Annotated in this window: 17 protein-coding genes; 9 read left to right on the forward strand and 8 right to left on the reverse strand. The window is 59.7% G+C overall.

Annotation, left to right across the window (positions count from 1 at the left end):
• Window positions 1-111 precede the first annotated feature (111 nt).
• Window positions 112-594, forward strand: a complete 483-nt coding sequence (gene greA / locus ACIROY_RS15945) for a transcription elongation factor GreA (RefSeq protein ID WP_053199973.1) — start codon at window positions 112-114, stop codon at window positions 592-594.
• Window positions 595-718: 124 nt separating this feature from the next.
• On the opposite strand, the gene ACIROY_RS15950 is transcribed toward greA, so the two are convergent.
• A complete protein-coding gene (locus ACIROY_RS15950) occupies window positions 719-1,183 on the reverse strand; it encodes a YhbY family RNA-binding protein (protein WP_402276143.1) in 465 nt (154 codons plus the stop codon).
• A gap of 96 nt (window positions 1,184-1,279) precedes the next feature.
• Here ACIROY_RS15950 and ACIROY_RS15955 point away from each other — a divergent pair, with 96 nt between their 5' ends.
• The 5 genes from ACIROY_RS15955 to phoB all read left to right on the forward strand — a co-directional run bounded on the left by ACIROY_RS15955 (window position 1,280) and on the right by phoB (window position 7,367).
• Window positions 1,280-1,924 carry an RlmE family RNA methyltransferase gene (locus ACIROY_RS15955; RefSeq protein WP_402342382.1) on the forward strand — a complete coding sequence of 215 codons (645 nt, stop codon included), beginning with the start codon at window positions 1,280-1,282 and terminating at the stop codon, window positions 1,922-1,924.
• A gap of 319 nt (window positions 1,925-2,243) precedes the next feature.
• Window positions 2,244-4,127: an ATP-dependent zinc metalloprotease FtsH gene (gene ftsH / locus ACIROY_RS15960; RefSeq protein WP_402342384.1), complete on the forward strand. Its 1,884-nt coding sequence runs from the start codon at window positions 2,244-2,246 to the stop codon at window positions 4,125-4,127.
• A 217-nt stretch (window positions 4,128-4,344) separates the two neighbouring features.
• Window positions 4,345-5,196, forward strand: coding sequence for a dihydropteroate synthase (gene folP, locus ACIROY_RS15965; RefSeq protein WP_402342386.1), 852 nt, complete (start codon window positions 4,345-4,347; stop codon window positions 5,194-5,196).
• Between the two features lie 42 nt (window positions 5,197-5,238).
• Window positions 5,239-6,576, forward strand: coding sequence for a phosphoglucosamine mutase (glmM, locus tag ACIROY_RS15970; RefSeq protein WP_402342388.1), 1,338 nt, complete (start codon window positions 5,239-5,241; stop codon window positions 6,574-6,576).
• Window positions 6,577-6,671: 95 nt separating this feature from the next.
• A complete protein-coding gene (gene phoB / locus ACIROY_RS15975; RefSeq protein WP_402276984.1) occupies window positions 6,672-7,367 on the forward strand; it encodes a phosphate regulon transcriptional regulator PhoB in 696 nt (231 codons plus the stop codon).
• 43 nt (window positions 7,368-7,410) lie between these two features.
• On the opposite strand, the gene ACIROY_RS15980 is transcribed toward phoB, so the two are convergent.
• Both ACIROY_RS15980 and ACIROY_RS15985 read right to left on the reverse strand, forming a co-directional pair.
• Window positions 7,411-8,706: a c-type cytochrome gene (locus tag ACIROY_RS15980; protein WP_402276986.1), complete on the reverse strand. Its 1,296-nt coding sequence runs from the start codon at window positions 8,704-8,706 to the stop codon at window positions 7,411-7,413.
• A 19-nt stretch (window positions 8,707-8,725) separates the two neighbouring features.
• Entirely contained in the window at window positions 8,726-9,454 is a 729-nt protein-coding gene (locus ACIROY_RS15985; protein WP_402276156.1) for a c-type cytochrome, read from the reverse strand.
• A gap of 189 nt (window positions 9,455-9,643) precedes the next feature.
• Here ACIROY_RS15985 and ACIROY_RS15990 point away from each other — a divergent pair, with 189 nt between their 5' ends.
• Window positions 9,644-10,207, forward strand: a complete 564-nt coding sequence (locus ACIROY_RS15990) for a sigma-70 family RNA polymerase sigma factor (RefSeq protein ID WP_402276158.1) — start codon at window positions 9,644-9,646, stop codon at window positions 10,205-10,207.
• A 459-nt stretch (window positions 10,208-10,666) separates the two neighbouring features.
• On the opposite strand, the gene ACIROY_RS15995 is transcribed toward ACIROY_RS15990, so the two are convergent.
• Window positions 10,667-13,087 (reverse strand): penicillin-binding protein 1A, encoded by a 2,421-nt coding sequence (locus tag ACIROY_RS15995; RefSeq protein ID WP_402276160.1) that lies wholly within the window; start codon window positions 13,085-13,087, stop codon window positions 10,667-10,669.
• Between the two features lie 409 nt (window positions 13,088-13,496).
• On the opposite strand from ACIROY_RS15995, the gene ACIROY_RS16000 reads away from it, so the two are divergent.
• Complete coding sequence (locus tag ACIROY_RS16000) at window positions 13,497-15,407, forward strand: ATP-binding cassette domain-containing protein (protein ID WP_402342390.1); 1,911 nt, start codon at window positions 13,497-13,499, stop codon at window positions 15,405-15,407.
• Between the two features lie 113 nt (window positions 15,408-15,520).
• On the opposite strand, the gene ACIROY_RS16005 is transcribed toward ACIROY_RS16000, so the two are convergent.
• Both ACIROY_RS16005 and murJ read right to left on the reverse strand, forming a co-directional pair.
• Window positions 15,521-16,360, reverse strand: a complete 840-nt coding sequence (locus ACIROY_RS16005; protein ID WP_402342392.1) for a SirB1 family protein — start codon at window positions 16,358-16,360, stop codon at window positions 15,521-15,523.
• Between the two features lie 91 nt (window positions 16,361-16,451).
• Entirely contained in the window at window positions 16,452-18,002 is a 1,551-nt protein-coding gene (gene murJ / locus ACIROY_RS16010) for a murein biosynthesis integral membrane protein MurJ (RefSeq protein ID WP_402276167.1), read from the reverse strand.
• Between the two features lie 272 nt (window positions 18,003-18,274).
• On the opposite strand from murJ, the gene rpsT reads away from it, so the two are divergent.
• The gene (gene rpsT / locus ACIROY_RS16015) at window positions 18,275-18,541 is read left to right on the forward strand and encodes a 30S ribosomal protein S20 (RefSeq protein WP_034294187.1); all 267 of its coding nucleotides are present in this window, start codon (window positions 18,275-18,277) and stop codon (window positions 18,539-18,541) included.
• A gap of 246 nt (window positions 18,542-18,787) precedes the next feature.
• Here rpsT and ACIROY_RS16020 read toward each other — a convergent pair whose 3' ends face one another.
• Window positions 18,788-19,237 carry a DUF192 domain-containing protein gene (locus tag ACIROY_RS16020; protein WP_402342393.1) on the reverse strand — a complete coding sequence of 150 codons (450 nt, stop codon included), beginning with the start codon at window positions 19,235-19,237 and terminating at the stop codon, window positions 18,788-18,790.
• 141 nt (window positions 19,238-19,378) lie between these two features.
• Window positions 19,379-19,573, reverse strand: a complete 195-nt coding sequence (locus tag ACIROY_RS16025; RefSeq protein ID WP_116435334.1) for a hypothetical protein — start codon at window positions 19,571-19,573, stop codon at window positions 19,379-19,381.
• Between the last annotated feature and the right edge of the window lie 105 nt (window positions 19,574-19,678).

Below are 19,678 nucleotides of genomic sequence, written 5' to 3' on the forward strand. Positions count from 1 at the left end.
CAAGGGCTGTTGGGACATTGCGCTGGGCGGGCCGCCGTTTCCAGGGCAATGTCCCAACAGCCTTATGGGGCAAGTCATACAAAAGTGCCTCATTTTTTTGTTGAGAGTTTTATGAGTACAGTTCCCATCACCAAGTATGGTGCAGAGCTTCTGAAGGAAGAGTTGCAGCGTCTGAAAACCAAAGAACGTCCAGCAGTCATCAACGCGATTGCCGAAGCGCGCGCGCAAGGCGATCTGTCGGAAAACGCCGAATACGATGCCGCCAAGGAACGCCAGGCCTTCATCGAAGGCCGCATTGCCGACCTCGAAGGCAAGCTGGGTTCGTCGCTGGTCGTCGATCCTGCGACCTTGAGCTCGGGCGCCGATGGACGCGTGGTGTTTGCCGCGACGGTCGATCTGGAAAACCTGGACAGCGGTGAAAAGGTCACCTATCAGATCGTCGGCATCGACGAAGCCGATATCAAGGTCTCGAAGGTGTCGGTGACGTCGCCGATCGCGCGTGCATTGATCGGCAAGAGCGCCGGCGATGTGGTTGCCGTCGAAGCGCCGTCGGGCGTGCGCGAGTATGAAATCCTGGAAGTGCGCTACGTTTAAGTCGTAGCACAAAGGCCGACGCAGGTGCTGTGGATAAGCTGAAAATAATTTACGGCACTGCGATGGTTAAAAAAATGCCCGCTGAAGCGGGCATTTTTTCTTGCTAAATCCGATGGTGGGATGATCAGCCCATGGATTTCTTGGCGCTTTTCTGACGCGGTTTGGCGCGCTTGATCGAGCCGCCCGCAGTGACGCGTTCGTTGCCCTTGATCATGACCTTGGTCACCGATGGGCGCTTGGTGCCGCTGGCGCTGGGTTTGACGATGGTGACTTCGCGCATGCCCTTGCCGCGTGTCTCGCTGCGTTCCTTGACGGCGTCCTTCTTGGGACGGAAGATCACCAGCAGTTTGCCGATGTGTTGCACCGGCGCTGCCTTGAGTTGTTCGCAGATGGTGTCGTAGATGGCGACGCGCGCCTCGCGGTCATCGCCGAATACGCGGACCTTGATGAGACCGTGGGCGTTCAGACTGGCATCGATTTCCTTGGTGACGCCGGCGGTCAGGCCGCCTTCGCCGATGATCACGACAGGGCTCAGGCCATGCGCTTCGGCGCGCAATTCACTGCGCTCTGCAGGAGTAAGTTTCAACATAGTTTGTTTCCGGTGGGAGAGCGGCTTGTCGCCTGGGGCCGGCAAGAACCGGACCGAACTCTGTCCCTCAATATTTAAAACCAGTATTCTACGCGAATGGCAAAGAAGAAATTAAACAAAAACTGGCTGCACGATCACATTAACGACCCGTATGTGAAGCTTGCGCAAAAGGAAGGCTACCGCGCGCGCGCGGCTTACAAGCTCAAGGAAATCGACGAGGAAGAAAAGCTGATCAAGCCCGGCCAGGTGATCGTCGACCTTGGTTCGACGCCCGGCAGCTGGTCGCAATATGCCCGCAACAAGCTGGCCGGCCTCGAAGGCGGCGGCATCCGCGGCACCATCATCGGACTGGACATGCTGCCGATGGATCCGATCGCCGACGTCCACTTCATCCAGGGCGACTTCCGCGAGGAGGATTCCCTGCGCCAGCTGGAAGCGATCCTGGACGGCCGCCAGGTCGACCTGGTGCTGTCCGACATGGCGCCGAACCTGTCCGGCGTGGCAATTTCCGATGCGGCGCGGGTCGAACATCTTATCGATCTGGCAATTGAATTCGCCCAGGCGCACATGAAGCCGACCGGCTCGGTACTCGTGAAATGCTTCAACGGCACCGGTTACAACGAACTGGTGCACAAATTTCGCGCCGAATTCAAGACGGTAATGTCGAAGAAGCCGAAGGCCAGCCGCGACAAGTCATCTGAAATTTTTCTCCTGGGCAAGATTCTAAAGAATCCGCGATAAGCTGCCTCCGGCGTTTTACGGTAAAACTTCCGTAATAAAGCCGCATTTGGCCCATTTTCCTTCTTGATTTCACGCTATCCGGCCACACATCAACTGCAGGAAGCCTTCCTTTGCATGTCCGAAAGGCATCGGTTGCGCCGGTTTTGGAGTTGTTTCCGACGTGACGCTGCCGTCTTCCCCGCATTCAAGTTTGCCCGCCTGTTTGCCGTAGTTCAGAGCAGGACTGCCGGTATGGACGGTTTCCTAGTAAGCGCAGATGAATCCGAGTAAAATCGGATATATATAGGTAATGAGGCGCGCTCGCGTCGGAGGAGTTCTAGTGAACAACATGTTTTCCAAAGCCGCCATCTGGGTGGTCATCGCGCTGGTGCTGTTTATGGTCTTTAAACAGTTCGACAGCCGCAGCCTGGCGTCGGGCGCTACACCGATCGCTTACTCCGACTTCATCAGCGAAGTAAAAGCCGGTCACATCAAAGACGCCACCATCGAAGACCGCAGTATCGTCGCGACCACGCAAGACGGTAAAAAAGTCAAAACCGCCGCGACCTATCTGGACCGCGGCCTGGTCGGCGATCTGTTGAACAACGGCGTGAAGTTCGACGTCAAGCAGCCTGAAGAGCAATCCTTCCTGTCGCAAGTCTTCATCTCCTGGTTCCCGATGCTGTTGCTGATCGGCGTCTGGGTGTTCTTCATGCGCCAGATGCAGGGCGGCGGCAAGGGCGGCGCGTTCTCCTTCGGCAAATCGAAGGCGCGCATGCTCGATGAAAACAGCAATTCGGTCACCTTCGCCGACGTTGCAGGTTGCGATGAAGCCAAGGAAGAAGTGCAGGAGTTGGTCGAATTCCTGCGCGATCCAACCAAATTCCAGAAACTCGGTGGCCGCATTCCTCACGGCGTGCTGATGGTCGGTCCTCCGGGTACCGGTAAGACATTGCTGGCGCGCGCAATTGCCGGCGAAGCCAAGGTGCCGTTCTTCACCATCTCCGGCTCCGACTTCGTTGAAATGTTCGTCGGCGTGGGCGCATCGCGCGTCCGCGACATGTTCGAAAACGCCAAGAAGCATGCACCGTGCATCATCTTCATCGATGAAATCGACGCGGTCGGTCGCCATCGTGGCGCCGGCATGGGCGGCGGCAACGACGAACGTGAACAGACACTGAACCAGATGCTGGTCGAGATGGACGGCTTTGAAGCCAACTCGGGCGTCATCGTGATCGCCGCAACCAACCGCGCCGACGTGCTCGACAAGGCGCTGCTGCGTCCGGGCCGTTTCGACCGCCAGGTGATGGTCGGTCTGCCGGACATCCGCGGCCGCGAACAAATCCTCTACGTCCACATGCGCAAGGTGCCTATTGCTCCTGACGTCAAGGCAGATATCCTGGCCCGCGGCACACCTGGTTTCTCGGGTGCCGATCTGGCCAACCTGGTCAACGAAGCGGCATTGTTCGCTGCGCGCCGCAGTAAGCGCCTGGTGGAGATGCAGGACTTCGAAGACGCCAAGGACAAGATCGTCATGGGTCCTGAACGCAAGTCCGCCGTGATGCGCGAAGAAGAACGCCGCAATACCGCGTTCCATGAATCCGGTCACGCCGTCGTTGCCAAGCTGTTGCCTAAGGCCGATCCGGTCCACAAGGTCACCATCATGCCGCGCGGTTATGCCCTGGGCCTGACCTGGCAGTTGCCTGAACATGACCGCGTCAACATGTACAAGGACAAGATGCTGGAAGAGATCGCCATCCTGTTCGGTGGTCGTATCGCGGAAGAAATCTTCATGCATCAGATGTCGACCGGTGCTTCCAACGACTTTGAGCGTGCAACCAAGCTGGCGCGCGCCATGGTGACGCGCTATGGCATGTCTGAAGCCCTTGGCACGATGGTCTACGAAGACACAGAGCAAGACGCCTACTTCGGCCGCATGTCGTCGAAGACCGTTTCCGAAGCGACGCAGCAAAAGGTCGATGCAGAAATTCGCAGCATCCTCGACACGCAATATGCGCTGTCGCGTCGTTTGCTGGAAGAGAATCGCGACAAGGTCGAAGTCATGGCGCAGAAGCTGCTCGACTGGGAAACCATCGATGCCGACCAAATCAGCGACATCATGGCAGGCAACGAGCCGCGTCCGCCGAAGTCCGGTATCCCGGCCAAGAAGTCTTCCGACAATACACCAGGCGATATTTCGCCGACCGCCACCGCTCCCGCCTGATCGCGGGGCAGGGCGCATAGCTGGTCTCAGGGTGAGGAGCAATCCTCGCCCTTTTTCTTTGTTTAGCGCCGAAGTGAAGGAGTGGATAGTCGTAAATAGTCGTGAATAGTCGATAGTCAGTCGTATGTGGTCTGGAGACGGCGAATCAATAAAGACAATATCGCCTGCGGGCACCTCGGACACCTTGGGCGCCAGGTTTGAAAACGATGCAGCTTCAATGAGCCAACACTTTTTACAATGCGGGCGCTACCGCCTTCCCGTTGCACCGGGGCGCAGGCCTCTGGTCATGGGTATCCTGAACGTCACCCCCGATTCCTTTTCTGACGGTGGCAGCTATTCCGCGCTGGAGTTCGCGCTGTCGCATGCCGAGCAGATGATCGCCGACGGCGTCGACATCATCGACATCGGCGGCGAATCCACGCGTCCCGGCATTCCGCCGGTGCCGTTGGATGAAGAGCTGCGGCGCGTGATGCCGGTGATTTACGCCTTGCGCGATTGCGGCAAACCGCTGTCGATCGATACCTACAAGCCCGAAGTCATGCGCGAGGCGTTGATCGCCGAAGTGGACATGATCAACGACATCAATGGTTTCCGCGCTCCCGGCGCCATTGACGCCGTCAAGGACAGCGCGGCCGGGCTGTGCATCATGCATATGCAAGGTGATCCGCAGACCATGCAGCAGCAGCCGAGCTATGGCGACGTGGTGCAGGAGGTTGTGGCTTTCTTGCAGGAGCGTGTCGTTGCCTTGCGCGCCGCGGGCGTGCAACATGACCGCATCTGCATCGATCCCGGCTTCGGCTTCGGCAAGAGCGTCGAGCACAATTACGACCTGCTGCGGAACACGCGCCGGATGATCGAGACGCTTGACCTGCCGCTGCTGGCCGGTATGTCACGCAAATCCATGATCGGCGCGATCACCGGCAAGCCGCTCGACCAGCGTCTGGCCGGCAGTCTTGGCGCGGCCTTGGCAGCGGCGGCGCAAGGTGCGATGATCATCCGTGTGCATGACGTCGCGGAGACCGTCGACGCGCTCAATGTGTGGCAGGCCGGCATGGCCGCCACGGCATGAAAACAATTTATAAAAATACCTGACAAGAGAGAGCTCAGAATCATGGCTGCAAAATATTTTGGTACCGATGGCGTGCGCGGACGTGTGGGAACGGCGCCGATCACGCCCGATTTCGTGATGCGTCTCGGCTATGCCGCCGGCAAGGTGTTGACCAAGAAGTGGTCATCCTCGGCCAAACCGACGGTGCTGATCGGCAAGGACACGCGGATTTCCGGCTACATGCTGGAAGCTGCCCTGGAAGCCGGCTTTGCCGCCGCCGGAGTGGACGTGATGCTGGCCGGTCCGGTGCCGACCCCGGCGGTGGCGTATCTGACGCGCGCCTTGAGGCTGTCGGCCGGCGTGGTGATTTCGGCTTCGCACAATCCGTATCACGACAACGGCATCAAGTTTTTCTCGGCCTCGGGCAACAAGCTGGCCGATGCAGTGGAAGCCGAGATTGAAGCGGAACTCGAGCAACCCATGGGCTGCGCGTCTTCCGAAAAGCTCGGCAAGGCCAAGCGTCTGGATGACGCCCAGGGCCGTTACATTGAATTCTGCAAGGGCACTTTCCCAAACGACCTCGATCTGCATGGCATGCGTATCGTGGTCGATTGCGCGCACGGCGCCGCTTACCATATCGCACCGCACGTGTTTCATGAACTCGGCGCTGAAGTCATCACCATCGGCAACCAGCCCAATGGCCTCAACATCAATGAAGGTTTTGGCGCGACAGCGCCGGAGGCTTTGTCCCGATCCGTGCTGGCCAACAAGGCACACGTCGGCATCGCTCTCGACGGCGACGCGGACCGGCTGGTGATGGTCGACGCGACGGGCCGCATCTACAACGGCGACGAGCTGCTGTACGTGATGGTCAAGGATCGTCTTGCTACCGGCCCGGTGCCGGGCGCAGTCGGCACGCTGATGACCAATATGGCGCTGGAAGTCGCTTTCAAGAACATGGGCATCGGCTTCGCCCGTGCCAAAGTGGGTGACCGCTACGTGCTGGAAACCTTGCAGGAACGCGGCTGGCTGCTGGGCGGCGAAGGCTCGGGCCATTTGCTGTGCCTGGACAAGCACACCACCGGCGACGGCATCGTCTCGGCGCTGCAGGTGTTGTCCGCGCTCAAGCGCGCCAGTATGAGCCTGGCGGACATGACTGCCGACATCCGCCTGTATCCGCAAGTACTCATCAATGTGAAGATCCCGGCTGGTTTCGACTGGAAAACCAATTCCGGCATGCAAGCCGAGAAGGACGCCGTCGAAAAGGCGTTGGGCGACAGCGGCCGCGTACTGATCCGGCCTTCCGGCACCGAGCCGCTGATCCGGGTCATGGTCGAAGCGCAGCAGGCGGAAGTCGCGCAGACGATGGCAAGACGGATTGCTGATAAAGTAACGGCCTGACGCGACACATCAGTGCAGAGCAGGAGCCGGGAAGGGCTGCTGCTCGCGAATGCGCTGCACCGGCGTCGCCCATGACAAGTCAAACATATCCGCGAATGTCAAAAGACCAGTTACACATCCTGTTAGTCGAAGACGAGCCCAGCATCGCCGAGCTGCTGCGGTTCACCATGCAAGGAGCAGGATTCATCACGTCCATCGCCAGCGACGCGGCGCAGGCGCGCAAGTTGATCGCCGACGCTCTACCGCATCTGGTGTTGCTGGACTGGATGCTGCCCGACACCTCCGGCCTGGGATTGCTCAGTGAATGGCGTCGCGATGCCCGCACGGCAGCTTTGCCGGTGATCATGCTGACCGCCAAGGGCATGGAAGAAGACAAGGTCAAGGGACTCAATGAGGGCGCCGACGACTACGTCACCAAACCGTTTTCACCGAAGGAACTGGTGGCGCGTGTACAGGCGCTGCTGCGCCGCAAGGCGCCGGAAGTCGGACAGCAGAGCCTGGCTTACGGATTGGTCGGCATCGATACCGAACGCCATCGCGTGACGATCGGTCAGCAGGAGGTCGAGTTGGACCAGGCCGAATTCAAACTGCTGCGTTACCTGGTGGCGCATCCCGAGCGCATCTTTTCGCGGGCACAGTTACTGGACAAAGTCTGGGGCGATCACACCTTCATCGAAGAGCGCACCGTCGACGTCCATATCATGCGTCTGCGCAAATCGCTGGGCGCCGCCGCCGATTACGTCAAGACCGTCCGTGGCATGGGCTACAAGCTCAGCATGGAAGACAAATAGCCGAACCACTTCCGCGACGGCGCACACTGCCGTCGCTGCACCGTCAATCCAATGGGATTGAACGGTTGCGATTCACTTCTTGCGGCGACACAAAGCCCGCGCGATTTTCCCAGCTGTTCCGGACGTACGACACTACCGCCGCCACTTCCTGGTCATTGAGCATTTGCCCGAATGGCGGCATCCCGTACGGGCGCGGGTTGCCTTCGGTTGACGGCGGGAAGCCGCCGTTGAGCACCATCCGGATCGGATTCACGGCCGAGCCCATGGTCAATGCACGGTTGCCGCTCATCGGCGGATAAGCCGGCGTGATGCCCTTACCGTCGGCCTTGTGGCATTCGGCACAATGCTGTTCATAGATCTTCGCACCCGCCTGCATCACGCGATCTGCCGCGCCCTTGTCCGGTTGCGGCGTGTCGAGCGCGGGCGGTGGATCGTTTTGCGGTAACGACTTCAGATAGACCGCCATGGCCTGGATGTCGCTGTCGTCGAGATGCTGCAAGCTGCGGCTGACGACTTCCGCCATCGGGCCGAATACGGTGCTGCGCGGCGATACGCCGGTTTTCAGCAGCGCCGTGATGTGTTGCAGCTCCCAGTTACCGAGGCCTGCTTCGGCGTCCGAGGTCAGCGAGGGTGCGTACCAGTTCATGATCGGGATCAAGCCGCCGCCCAGGTCGGACTTGGCGACTGTCGCGCCGAAGGCGTTGCGCGTGGTGTGGCAGGCGCTGCAATGGCCCAGTCCCTGCACCAGGTAGGCGCCGCGGTTCCATTCCACCGATTGCCCGCTGTCGGCGCGATAGGCGCCCGGGGTGAAGTACAGCGCGCGCCAGCCGGCCAGCAGGATGCGATTGTTGTATGGAAAGCGCAGCGCATGTTCCTGGCTGGCCTGGCGCACCGGCGTCACGGTCTGCATGTAGGCGAACAAGGCATTGGAATCCTCGCGCGTGATCTTGGTGTAGTTGGTGTACGGGAAGGCCGGGTAGAGGAAACTGCCGTCCTTCGACTTGCCGTGATGCAGTGCGCGCCAGAAATCGTTCGCGCTCCAGGAGCCCAGACCGGTTTCCTTGTCGGCGGTGATGTTGGGTGCGTACATGGTGCCGAATGGCGTCGGGATGGCCCGCCCGCCCGCATAAGGCTGGCCGCCGCGCGCGGTGTGGCAGGCCATGCAATCGCCGGCACGCGCGAGGTAAGCACCGCGCGCGATCTGTTGTTCGGTGGCCGGCGAAGATGGCGGTGCGGTCGCCGCGCTTTCGGCGTCCTCGCGATCGATGAATTCGGCGCCGATGATGACGGCCGGCACCGCGATGACCAGCAACAGCAGCGCCAGCAGGATACGTTTGATGGATCTCATGGCGTGTTCCTTATTCCGCCACGCTGCCGCAGGGCAGCGGCAACCTGACTGTTGTTGCGGGGGCCGGACGCGCGCCTTCCGGAACCGTCTGCGCGGCCAGCCAGCTGCTGGCGGCGTTGATGTCTTCCAGCGACAAGCGTTGCGTGATCTGCGCCATGCAATCCGGTGCTTTGGCTTTGCGTACACCGTTTTTCCAAGCGCCGAATTGCGAGTTGATGTAATCGCGCGGCAGACCGATCAGGCCGGGCACCGCCGGCGCCACGCCGGTCAGGGCCTGTCCGTGGCAGGCGATGCAGGCCGGCACTTTCTTGCTGCTGTCGCCGTTCATGACCAGCGCGCGCCCGCGTTCCAGCACGGCCGGTGTCGCTTCCACCTGTTGCGGCGCCGGATAGGGCGGATGCTGGGCGGAAAAGTAGGCGGCGATTTCGTGCAGGTAAGCGTCCGATAAATGATCAAGCAGATACGTCATCAGCGGATACTGGCGGTGGCCGTCTCGAAAGTTGGTCAGCTGATTGTAGAGATAGCCTTCCGGCTTACCGGCGATACGGGGGTAGTAGCCGTCGCTGGAAGCGCGGCCTTCCTTGCCGTGGCAGGCGGTACAGGCGGCCACCCGCTGGGCAATGGTGTCGGGTAATTGCTGCGCTTGGACAGGGGCAGTCGCGGCAATCCAGAGCGTCGACAGCGTCAATAGTGCGACGCGTGCAACGCGCCAAGCGGATGAAAGCGTAAGGCTGGCCATATAGTCTCGTTGTAAGTTATATGAGGCGAGCTGATCGGGCGACGGAGTCGAATGATCGCGCGGTGATTGCATTGTAACGGAGCGGCCCTTTATCATGCCTGCACACCCGTTATACGAAAATCGAAGTACAGTACGGGCTGTTGCAGTACAGATCAATGAGCAAGCAATGAGCAAAGGCAAAACCCAACCATGAGCGACAAGTCTTTCGAACAGGCCGTCGTTGCCGAGCGCAGCATGCTGGTGCGGTTCGCTCGCCTGCATTTGCAGGAGGACGCTGCCGAGGATGCGGCCCAGGAAACCCTGTTGGCTGCGTTGCAGAACCCGGCCGGCTATTCGGGCAAATCCGCGCTGCGCACCTGGCTGGTGGGCATCCTCAAGCACAAGATCGTCGACGTATTGCGCAAGGAAAAGAAATACGTCCAGGCCGGCCCGGCGGAAATCGGCGATCCCGGCGACTTTGACGTCCTGTTCGACGATACCGGCCATTGGGCCGAAGCGCCGGCCGACTGGGGCAATCCTGCCGAAACGCTGCAGCAGGCGCAGTTCTTCGACATCATGGATTTTTGCCTGAACAAGCTGACGCCGGTGATGGCGCGCGTGTTTTCGATGCGCGAGCTGTTCGAATTCGAGATTAGCGAAATCTGCAAGGAACTGAAGATCACCGCCGGCAACTGCAGCGTCCTGTTGTACCGCGCGCGCATGCAATTGCGTTTGTGCCTGGATCAGAACTGGTTTGAAGGCCGCAAGGCCTGATCCTGATCTGCCCCGCCGAACTTTCCTTCCACCTCCGCAGCCGTTACAATAGCGACCACGCCCCCGTAGCTCAGTGGATAGAGCGATCCCCTCCTAAATACAATTGGGCACCGGCATCCGAAAGGCGCCGCGTGAATGGAGTCAAATTCGGTGAACCCTGACAGCGCTTGTTTTCCTGCAAGCGGCTGCTGGCAATACCGAGCCAAGCCGCATCGGACCTCATGATGCGGAAGGTGTAGAGACTAGACGGCTCCGGCCTGCAGGCTGCAAGTTGCAAGTCCATGGCCAAGGTATAGTCCAGACCACAAACAAGGCTCTTGGTGGCGAAAGCCATAGTGGTACGAAGGGATAGGTCACACGTTCGATCCGTGTCGGGGGCGCCAGACAAAAAAAGCGCAGAAGATTTTTCTTCTGCGCTTTTTTCTTTGGGCGATCGGATCAGTGCGGATCAGTTGCGGCTCAATGCCCCTGATACAGGTTGTCCCTGGCCTTCTCTTGCGGAGACGGTGCGGGGCCGGACGAAGGCGCCTGGGTTTCCGAATTCGGATTCTTCGACCAGCCGAAGAAGTTCGACAGTGCATCGACCACGCCGCCGCCTTCAACGCCCAGCGAGGCGACGAAACCGTTGCCCGGCGTGAAGTTCTCATAGTACGGCTCGCCGTCGATGAAGCGAATCCCGGCCGGTGCCGGCGTGTCGGACTGCGGCGTTCCGCGCAGCGCCACGCCCATGTAGTCGACCCAGATCGGCAACGCCAGCTGCGCACCGAATTCCTTGCTGCCCAGGCTCTTGGGCTGGTCGTAACCCATCCACACCACCGTCGTCAATGTGCGCTGATAACCGGCGAACCAGCCGTCGAAGGCGTCATTGGTGGTACCGGTCTTGCCGGCCAGGTCGGTGCGCTTGAGCGAGTTGCTGCGGGCGCCGGTACCGCGCTGGGCCACCGATTGCAGCAGGCTGGTCATGATGTAGCTGTTGCGCTCATCGATCGCGCGCGGGGCATTGCTGCCGACGATCAGCGGCTCAGCCTTGGACAGCACCTTGCCGCGTGCGTCGGTGATCTGCGTGATCAGATAAGGATTGATCTTGTAGCCGCCGTTGGCGAAGATCGCATACGCCGAAGCCAGTTGCAGCGGCGTGGTCTGGCCCGCGCCCAGCGCCATCGGCAGATACGGCGGCACCTTGTCGGTATCGAAGCCGAAGTGCTGCGTGATGAAGTCCTGCGCATACTTCACGCCGATCGCGTCAAGCGTGCGGATGGCGACCAGGTTGACCGATTTCTGCAACGCGGTGCGCATCGCCATCGGGCCGGCCGGCGGATCGTCGTCCTTCGGCTCCCAGTTCGGCTGGCCGTTGCCGGCCGGGTAAGACACCGGAGAGTCATTGATGATGGAAGCCGGCGCAAAACCTTTTTCCAGCGCCGCGGAATAAATAAATGGCTTGAACGTCGAGCCGGGCTGGCGCCAGGCTTGCGTGACGTGGTTGAAATTGTTCTGCGTGAAATCGAAGCCGCCCACCAGCGCGCGGATGGCGCCGTTCTGCGGCGTCACCGATACCAGCGTGGCTTCCACTTCAGGCAGCTGCACGATCTGCCAGTTCTTCTTGCCGTCCTGCATGACGCGGATCACCGCGCCGGGAGCGATGCGGATTTCCTTCTTGGCCTTGGGGCCGAGCGCGGCGGCCACGAACTTGAGCGTGTCGCCCGATAGTGTGATTTTGTCGCCGCTGCGGATTACCGCCTGGATCTGTTTCGGATCGGCCGACACCACGACGGCGGCGAGGATGTCGTCGTTATCGGGATAGTCGTCCATGGCGTCGTCGATGGCCTGGGCGCGCTCGTCCTCCTTCGACGGCAGCTCGATGGTTTCTTCCGGACCGCGATAGCCGTGACGGCGGTCGTAATCCATCACACCCTTGCGCACTGCATCGTAGGCGGCCTTCTGGTCGGCGGCGTTGATGGTGGTGGTGACGGTGATGCCGTGGGTGTAGGTGTCTTCCTTGTACTGGGCGTACACCATCTGGCGTACCATTTCATTCACGTATTCGGCGTGGACGTTGTACTGGTTGCCGGGAGCGCGCACCTGGATGTCTTCCTTGACGGCCGCGTCGTATTCCTTCTGCGTGATGTATTCGAGGTCGAGCATGCGTTGCAGGATGTACTGCTGGCGAATATGCGCACGCTTGGGGTTGACGATCGGATTGTAGGCCGACGGCGCCTTCGGCAGGCCGGCCAGCATCGCGGCCTGGGCCAGCGTGATGTCCTTGATGTCCTTGCCGAAATAGGTGCGCGCCGCCGCCGCGAAACCGAAGGCGCGCTGACCCAGGTAGATCTGGTTCATGTACACCTCAAGGATCTGGTCCTTGCTCAGCGCCGCTTCGATCTTGTTGGCCAGCAGCACTTCATACAGTTTGCGCGAGACGGTTTTTTCCTTGGTCAGGAACACGTTGCGGGCCACCTGCATGGTGATTGTGCTGGCGCCCTGGCTGGCGTGGCCGCGCACCACGTCGGTGGCGATGGCGCGCGCGATGCCGATGTAGTCGATGCCGCCGTGCTGATAGAAACGGTTGTCCTCGATCGCCAGCACAGCATTCTTCATGTTGGCCGGGATGTCGTCGAGCTTGACCAGACTGCGCTTCTCCTCGCCGAATTCACCGAGCAGCACGTTGTCTGCGGAGTAGATGCGCAGCGGGATCTTCGGACGGTAGTCAGTGATCACGTCCAGCGACGGCAGGCGCGGATTGATGAAGATCAGTGCATAAGCGATGATCAGCGCGCCAATGATGACGAGGCCGAGCACCGAGAAGGCAAGGAACTTGGCGATGTTGGGATTGAGGAAGCCGCGTTGACGCGAAAGGTGGTGCAAACGAGAGTTGAAGCGCATGGTTATTGTAGGAAACCGTCGCAAAGTCAGGCGGTGTGGTGTGCGCCAGCTTGATCTTGAAACGGCTTCGTAGTGAAGGGCGTGCCGTATCTTACAACATGGGCCGGGCGCGACAGCCGATCTGCGGCCGATCGACGCGACGATTGTGTTTCCAAATGTATGCAGGGGCCCTTTTCGGTGCGTGGTCGTAATAAAAAAACATCAAATCAACCCATAATCCGCATCGTTTGTTGTTCAAAGGTAATGGATTGCGTTGACCGCAACAGCCGATCATGTGCAGATGGCGTCCATACGCAGCATAGATACACCATCATCGCGCGCAATCGGTACAATGCGGTCTTTCTTCTTTAATTGAGTCGCGGCAAAGGCATTCCCGCCCCGACCTTCGATCTCATCCCTCGGCATACTTATGGCAGTCATCTCCCTCTCCAATGCGCAGCTCGCATTCGGACACGTCCCGCTCCTCGACCATGCGGAATTTTCTCTCGAAACCGGGGAGCGCATCGGCCTGATCGGCCGCAACGGCACAGGCAAGTCGTCCTTGCTGAAAATCATCGCCGCCGTTTCCAAGCTCGACGATGGTCTGCTGGTCATGCAGCAGGGCCTGAAAATCGCCTACGTTGATCAGGAGCCGCATTTCCCTGCCGAGATGACGATCTTTAACGCGGTCGCTTCCGGCCTCGGTGAGTTGCCGGCGTTGCTGGCCGAATACGAATCGCTGACCGGCCAGTTCGGCGGCGACAACGACGAAGCGCTCATGGAGCGCATGCACGACATCCAGCTGGTCCTCGATGCGGCCGACGCCTGGAGCCTGAACAACAAGGTCGAGACCACGCTCGACAAGCTCAACCTCAAGGGCGAAGCCCTCATCGGTGAACTGTCGGGCGGCATGCAAAAGCGCGTGGCGTTGGCCTGCGGTTTGGTCGGCGCTCCTGACGTGCTGCTGCTGGACGAGCCGACCAACCATCTGGATTTCGGCTCCATCCTGTGGCTCGAAGGCCTGCTGCGCGACTACAAGGGCAGCGTGCTGTTCGTCACCCATGATCGCAGCTTCCTCGACAACGTCGCCACCCGCATCATCGAACTCGACCGCGGCAAGCTGTTGTCCTTCCCGGGCAACTTCAGCACCTACCAGGGCCGCAAGGAAGAGTTGCTGGATAACGAAGAAGTCGAGAACGCCAAGTTCGACAAATTCCTGGCGCAGGAAGAAGTCTGGATCCGCAAAGGCGTCAAGGCGCGCCGCACGCGTGACGAAGGCCGCGTACGCCGGCTCGAATCCTTGCGTCTCGAACGTAGCGCGCGCCGTGACCGGCAGGGGCAGGTCAAGCTGGAAGTGTCGTCCGGCGAGCGTTCCGGCAAGATCGTGGCGGAACTCGAAAACGTCAGCAAGTCCTACGGCGCCAAGACCATCGTGCGCGATTTCAGCGGCATCCTCATGCGCGGCGACAAGGTCGGCCTGATCGGCCAGAACGGCGCCGGCAAGACCACGCTGCTCAAGCTGATCCTCGGCGAAGAAACCGCCGACACCGGCACCGTCCGCCAAGGCACCAAATTGCAGGTGGCGTACTTCGACCAGATGCGCACCCAGCTCAATGAAGAAGCCACCCTGGCCGACACCATCGCCCCGGGCAGCGACTGGGTGGAAGTCAACGGCCAGCGCCGCCACGTGATGACGTATCTGGGCGACTTCCTGTTCGCGCCGGAACGCGCCCGTTCGCCGGTGCGCACCCTGTCCGGTGGCGAGCGCAACCGCCTGTTGCTGGCGCGCCTGTTCGCCAAGCCGGCCAACGTACTGGTGCTCGATGAACCGACCAATGATCTGGACATCGACACGCTCGAACTGCTGGAAGAGTTGCTGGAGGATTACGAAGGCACGGTCTTCCTGGTGAGCCATGACCGGACCTTCCTCGACAACGTCGTCACGCAAGTGATTGCGTCCGAAGGCGATGGCGTCTGGAAGGAATATGTCGGCGGTTACAGCGACTGGGAGCGCGTGCGCGCCAGCTCCCAGGCGAGCGCGAAGAAGGCGGACGCCAAGGCTGAATCCAAACCGGCGGAATTGCCGGTGGCGGCGCCTGCCGTCGCCAAGCCGAAGAAGCTCAGCTACAAGGAGCAGCGCGAACTCGAAGAGCTGCCGAAGCTGATCGCGCAACTGGAAGAAGAGCAGACGGCGATTTCCGCCAAGCTGGCTGATCCGGATCTGTACAAGGCGGGCGGGGACGAAGCGGGACGCCTGAATGCGCGTTTCGCTGAAATCGACGGTTTGTTGCTGGAAAATCTCGAACGCTGGGAAGTGATTGAAGCGCGTTCGAAGGGGTAAGCAGTAGTCAGTAGTCAGTAGTCAGTAGTCAGTAGTCAGTAGTCAGTAGTCAGTAGTCAGTAGTCAGTAGTCAGTAGTCAGTAGTCAGTGACGCGAGGCTGGCGTCTCCAACTTCAGTTGGGGCGCCTGCTGGCGTGACGCAGTTCCGGCAGCCTTTCACGCATGCTGTCGGCGTCTTCCGCATCGGGACGCAAGGCCAGGTAAGCCTCCAGATCGTCCAGCGCCGCCTGCGGTTCAGCCAGGTTGGCGTAGGCCAGGCCGCGATCACGACGTTCGGTAATTTCATCCGGCAACAAGATCACCAGGCGTTCCTGTACTTCAAGCACACCCTGCCAGCGTTGGGAGTCGGTGTAGATGGCTTTCAGGTTGCGCAGCATGCGAGTCAGGATTTCGCGCGGATGGGCGGCGCGCAGATATGCCGCCAGCGGCAACTCGTCGCCATATTCCTGTTGCTCGAGATAAGGCTCGAGGCGTTCTTCCAATTCTTCACGCGACAGGCTGGCGCCGTTCATCGGGTCGAGCACGATGTCACCCGATTGCACCGACAGCTTCATCAGGAAATGGCCGGGGAAGGAAATGCCCTTCATGTTCAGGCCGATCTGCTGTCCCAACTCCATGTACACCACCGCCAGCGAAATCGGAATGCCGCGGCGCGACGTCAGCACGCGATGGATGTAGCTGTTGTCGGGATCGTAATAATTGTTGATGTTGCCGGCGAACGCCAGCTCCTGGAAAAAGAAGTGGTTGAGCATCCGCAATTTTTGGATATGCGATGCATCCGAGGACAGACGCTGCTTCAACTTGAGCGCCAGGGTATCCATCTCGATCTGGCACGCGGACAAATCCAGATCGGGGTGCGCATCTTGCCCCAGCGCCAGAGCCGATTCAAAAAGCGGAATCGAATCGTCTTGACGAACCAGCGAAGAAAAATATTCGAGCGGTGTAAGCGTCATATGTTGAACATGCTATCAAAATATGCGCGCTTGTGAAATGTTTGGCTGGCAATGGAGCATCAACGCAACATTGCAGCGGCCAGGTACGCTCTCAGCGACCGATGCGCTTGAAGTCGCGGAATCGGAATCCCATCGCCATCAAGGCGCCGAAATACGCCACGCCGCATGCCGCAAACACCAGCAGCAAGGCGCCGATGCGCTCTGCCGGATGGGCGCGCATGGCGATCCAGTCGAAATGCCGCGCCACCGCCAGCGCCACGCCGCCGAGCAGGAACAGCGCGCCGGTCAGCTTGATCAGGAACATGCGCCAGCCCGGTTGCGGCGTGTAGATGTTGCGGCGGCGCAGGCCCCAGAACAGGAACGCTGCGTTCAGGCAGGCGCCCAGGCCGATCGACAAGGCCAGGCCGGCATGCGCGATCCATGGTACGAAAATGTAGTTCATCAGCTGGGTCGCGATCAGCACGCCGATGGCGATCTTGACCGGGGTGCGGATGTCCTGTTTGGCATAGAAGCCGGGCGCCAGGATTTTCACCAGGATCAGGCCGATCAAGCCGACGCCGTAAGCGATCAATGCGCGGCCGGTCATGTCGACCGAGACCGTGTCGAATTTGCCGTAATGGAACAGCGTGGCGGTCAGCGGCTCCGACAGCGTCGCCAGCCCCACCGCGCAAGGCAGCGCCAGCAGAAAGGTCAGGCGCAAGCCCCAGTCCAGCAATGCCGAATATTCGGCCATGTCGTTTTCGGCATGCGCGTTCGACAGACTGGGCAACAGGATGGTCCCGAGCGCCACGCCTAGCAGGGCGGTCGGGAATTCCATCAGGCGGTCGGCGTACGACAGCCACGACACGCTGCCGTGCGCCAGGCGCGAAGCGATATTGGTGTTGATCATCAGGCTGATCTGCGCGGCCGAGACGGCGAACACCGCCGGGCCCATTTTCTTGAGCACGCGCCGGACGCCTTCGTCGGAGAGGCCTATCATCGGATTGAGGTACAGGCGCGGCAGCATGCCGATCTTGATCAGCGCGGGAATCTGCAGCGCGACTTGCAGCACGCCGCCGACGAACACCGCAAACGCCATCGCGTAGATCGGCTGGTCCATGTAAGGGGCGACGAACAGGGACGCAACGATAAAGGACACATTCAGCAGCACCGAGGTGAATGCCGGGATCTTGAATTCGCGCCAGGTGTTGAGGATGCCGCCGGCCAGCGCCACGAAGGACATGAACCCAATGTAGGGGAACATGATGCGGGTCATGACCACCGAGGCCTCGAACGCGCCCTGGTTGTACTTGAGCCCGGTGGCGATGAAGTACACGATCAGCGGCGTGGCCACGATGCCGGCAATGCTGGTGGCGACCATCACCCAGATCAGCACGGTCGCGACGTGGTCAACCAGGTGTTTGGTGGCGATGTCGCCTTTCTGGTTCTTGTATTCGGCGAGGATGGGTACGAAGGCCTGCGAAAAGGCGCCTTCGGCAAACAGCCGGCGCAACAGGTTGGGAATGCGGAAGGCGACGTTGAAGGCGTCGGTATAGGCCGAGGCGCCAAATGCGCGAGCGAACAGGATTTCTCTTGCGAGACCGGTAATGCGGGAGAGCATCGTCATGCCAGAAACGGTGGCAAGCGTTTTATGCAAGTTCATGGGACGGCATTATAGCTTTCGTTTTCGCGGGAGCCACGGGTTTGCAAGGGATTCCCGCAGGGCTGACGCGGTTGGAGGCGAACGCGCAAAGAACGTTCGCCTTGAATCTTGCATATAGGTAATTAAGCCTCTTTTGCAACAGGCGGCTGGCGATAGTCAGGCTGTATTTGCCAGTTTGATGAAAAATGGTTATAATCCGTGGCTTTACAGAATTCCGCCTCGCAAGTTATCAAGATTGCGATGCTCTCGATCTCGATTTAGGATAATTATTCATGGCAAATACCGCACAAGCACGCAAACGTGCTCGTCAAGCTGTTAAGCAAAACGCGCACAACTCCAGCCAGCGTTCGACGCTGCGTACAGCAATCAAGGCTGTCCGCAAGGCGATCGAAGCAGGCGACAAGGCTGCTGCGACTTCCGTGTTCCAGGCTTCGGTCTCGACTATCGACAGCATCGCTGACAAGAAAATCATCCACAAGAACAAGGCTGCTCGCCACAAGAGCCGTCTGGCTGCTGCCCTGAAGGCACTGGCTGCTTAATTCTTGTTGCTGACCGGATCTTTGCTCAGGCAAGGATCCGCGCAATGTCGAATCGATAGCAATGTCGATTCACAAGCATCACGAAAACATCAACCCGCCCAAGCGATTTGGCGGGTTTTTGCATTTCCAGGTGTTGTTCAGTGAGAAATTGCTGATTCGGGTGCGACGTCTATGTGAAAGCCTGCCATGGGGCTGTAGCGACACCTTGATGCCGGCTTCCGGCGTCACAGGCTTGTTGTCAGGCGTTTAACGCGGCAGGCCTTCGATGACCGTGCCGGGTTTGATGTTCTTTTGCTTGAACCAGCCCTTGTTCATTTCCAAGGCGTAGGTGGCCGGCTTGGTCGCGCAATGCGAATCCAGCGTCTGTTCCTTCATTTCCTCGATATTGATGATCTTGCCGGTTTCGTCCATGAAGGCGACCGACAGGGGGATCAGCGTATTCTTCATCCACATGCACACGCCGGCCGGCGCGCCGAATGCGAACACCATGCCCTCATTGGCGCCCATCTTGTCGCGGAACATCAGGCCTTGCTCGCGCTGCGCTTCGGTCGAGGCGACTTCGGCCTTGATCAGGTACAGGCCGGCATTGAGCGTGGTGGTCGGGAATTTCTGAAGCTGCTGGGCCTGGCCGGGCAGAGCGACCGCAATAGCGGCGAGGGTGGCGAGCAGGGTGGCGAAAGGGAGGAGACGACGCATGATGGGATGTACGTGGCTGTATGGGAATCGACTGCAGATCCGAAATCTGCCGGAATGCGGCGATTATAAAGGAAGCCGACAAATGCAGCGGACATGAAAAAAGGCAGGACTAGCCTGCCTTTTAGCAATGCGAAAGCAAGATTACTTGGCAGCGTCAGCAGCTGGAGCAGCCTTCTTTGCCTTGTGGCTCTTCTTGGCTTTCTTGGCCTTCTTAGCCTTCGGTGCAGCAGCTTCAGCCTTAGGAGCATCAGCAGGTGCGGCAGCAGGAGCTGCAGCTTGTGCGAACACGGAAGTGGCGAACAGACCAGCGATCAGAGCGGCGATCAATTTTTTCATTTTGCAGTCCTTCAATTTAACATGTTAAGAAGACGGTGATTCTCGTGAATCATTGCCAATAACGACGCGCCGAAGGCTTGGTTGACAAAAAATTCCAAAAAACAA

Origin of the sequence: Herbaspirillum sp. NPDC101396, assembly GCF_044767365.1 — a bacterium.
In the GTDB taxonomy this organism is placed as follows: Bacteria; Pseudomonadota; Gammaproteobacteria; order Burkholderiales; family Burkholderiaceae_D; genus Herbaspirillum.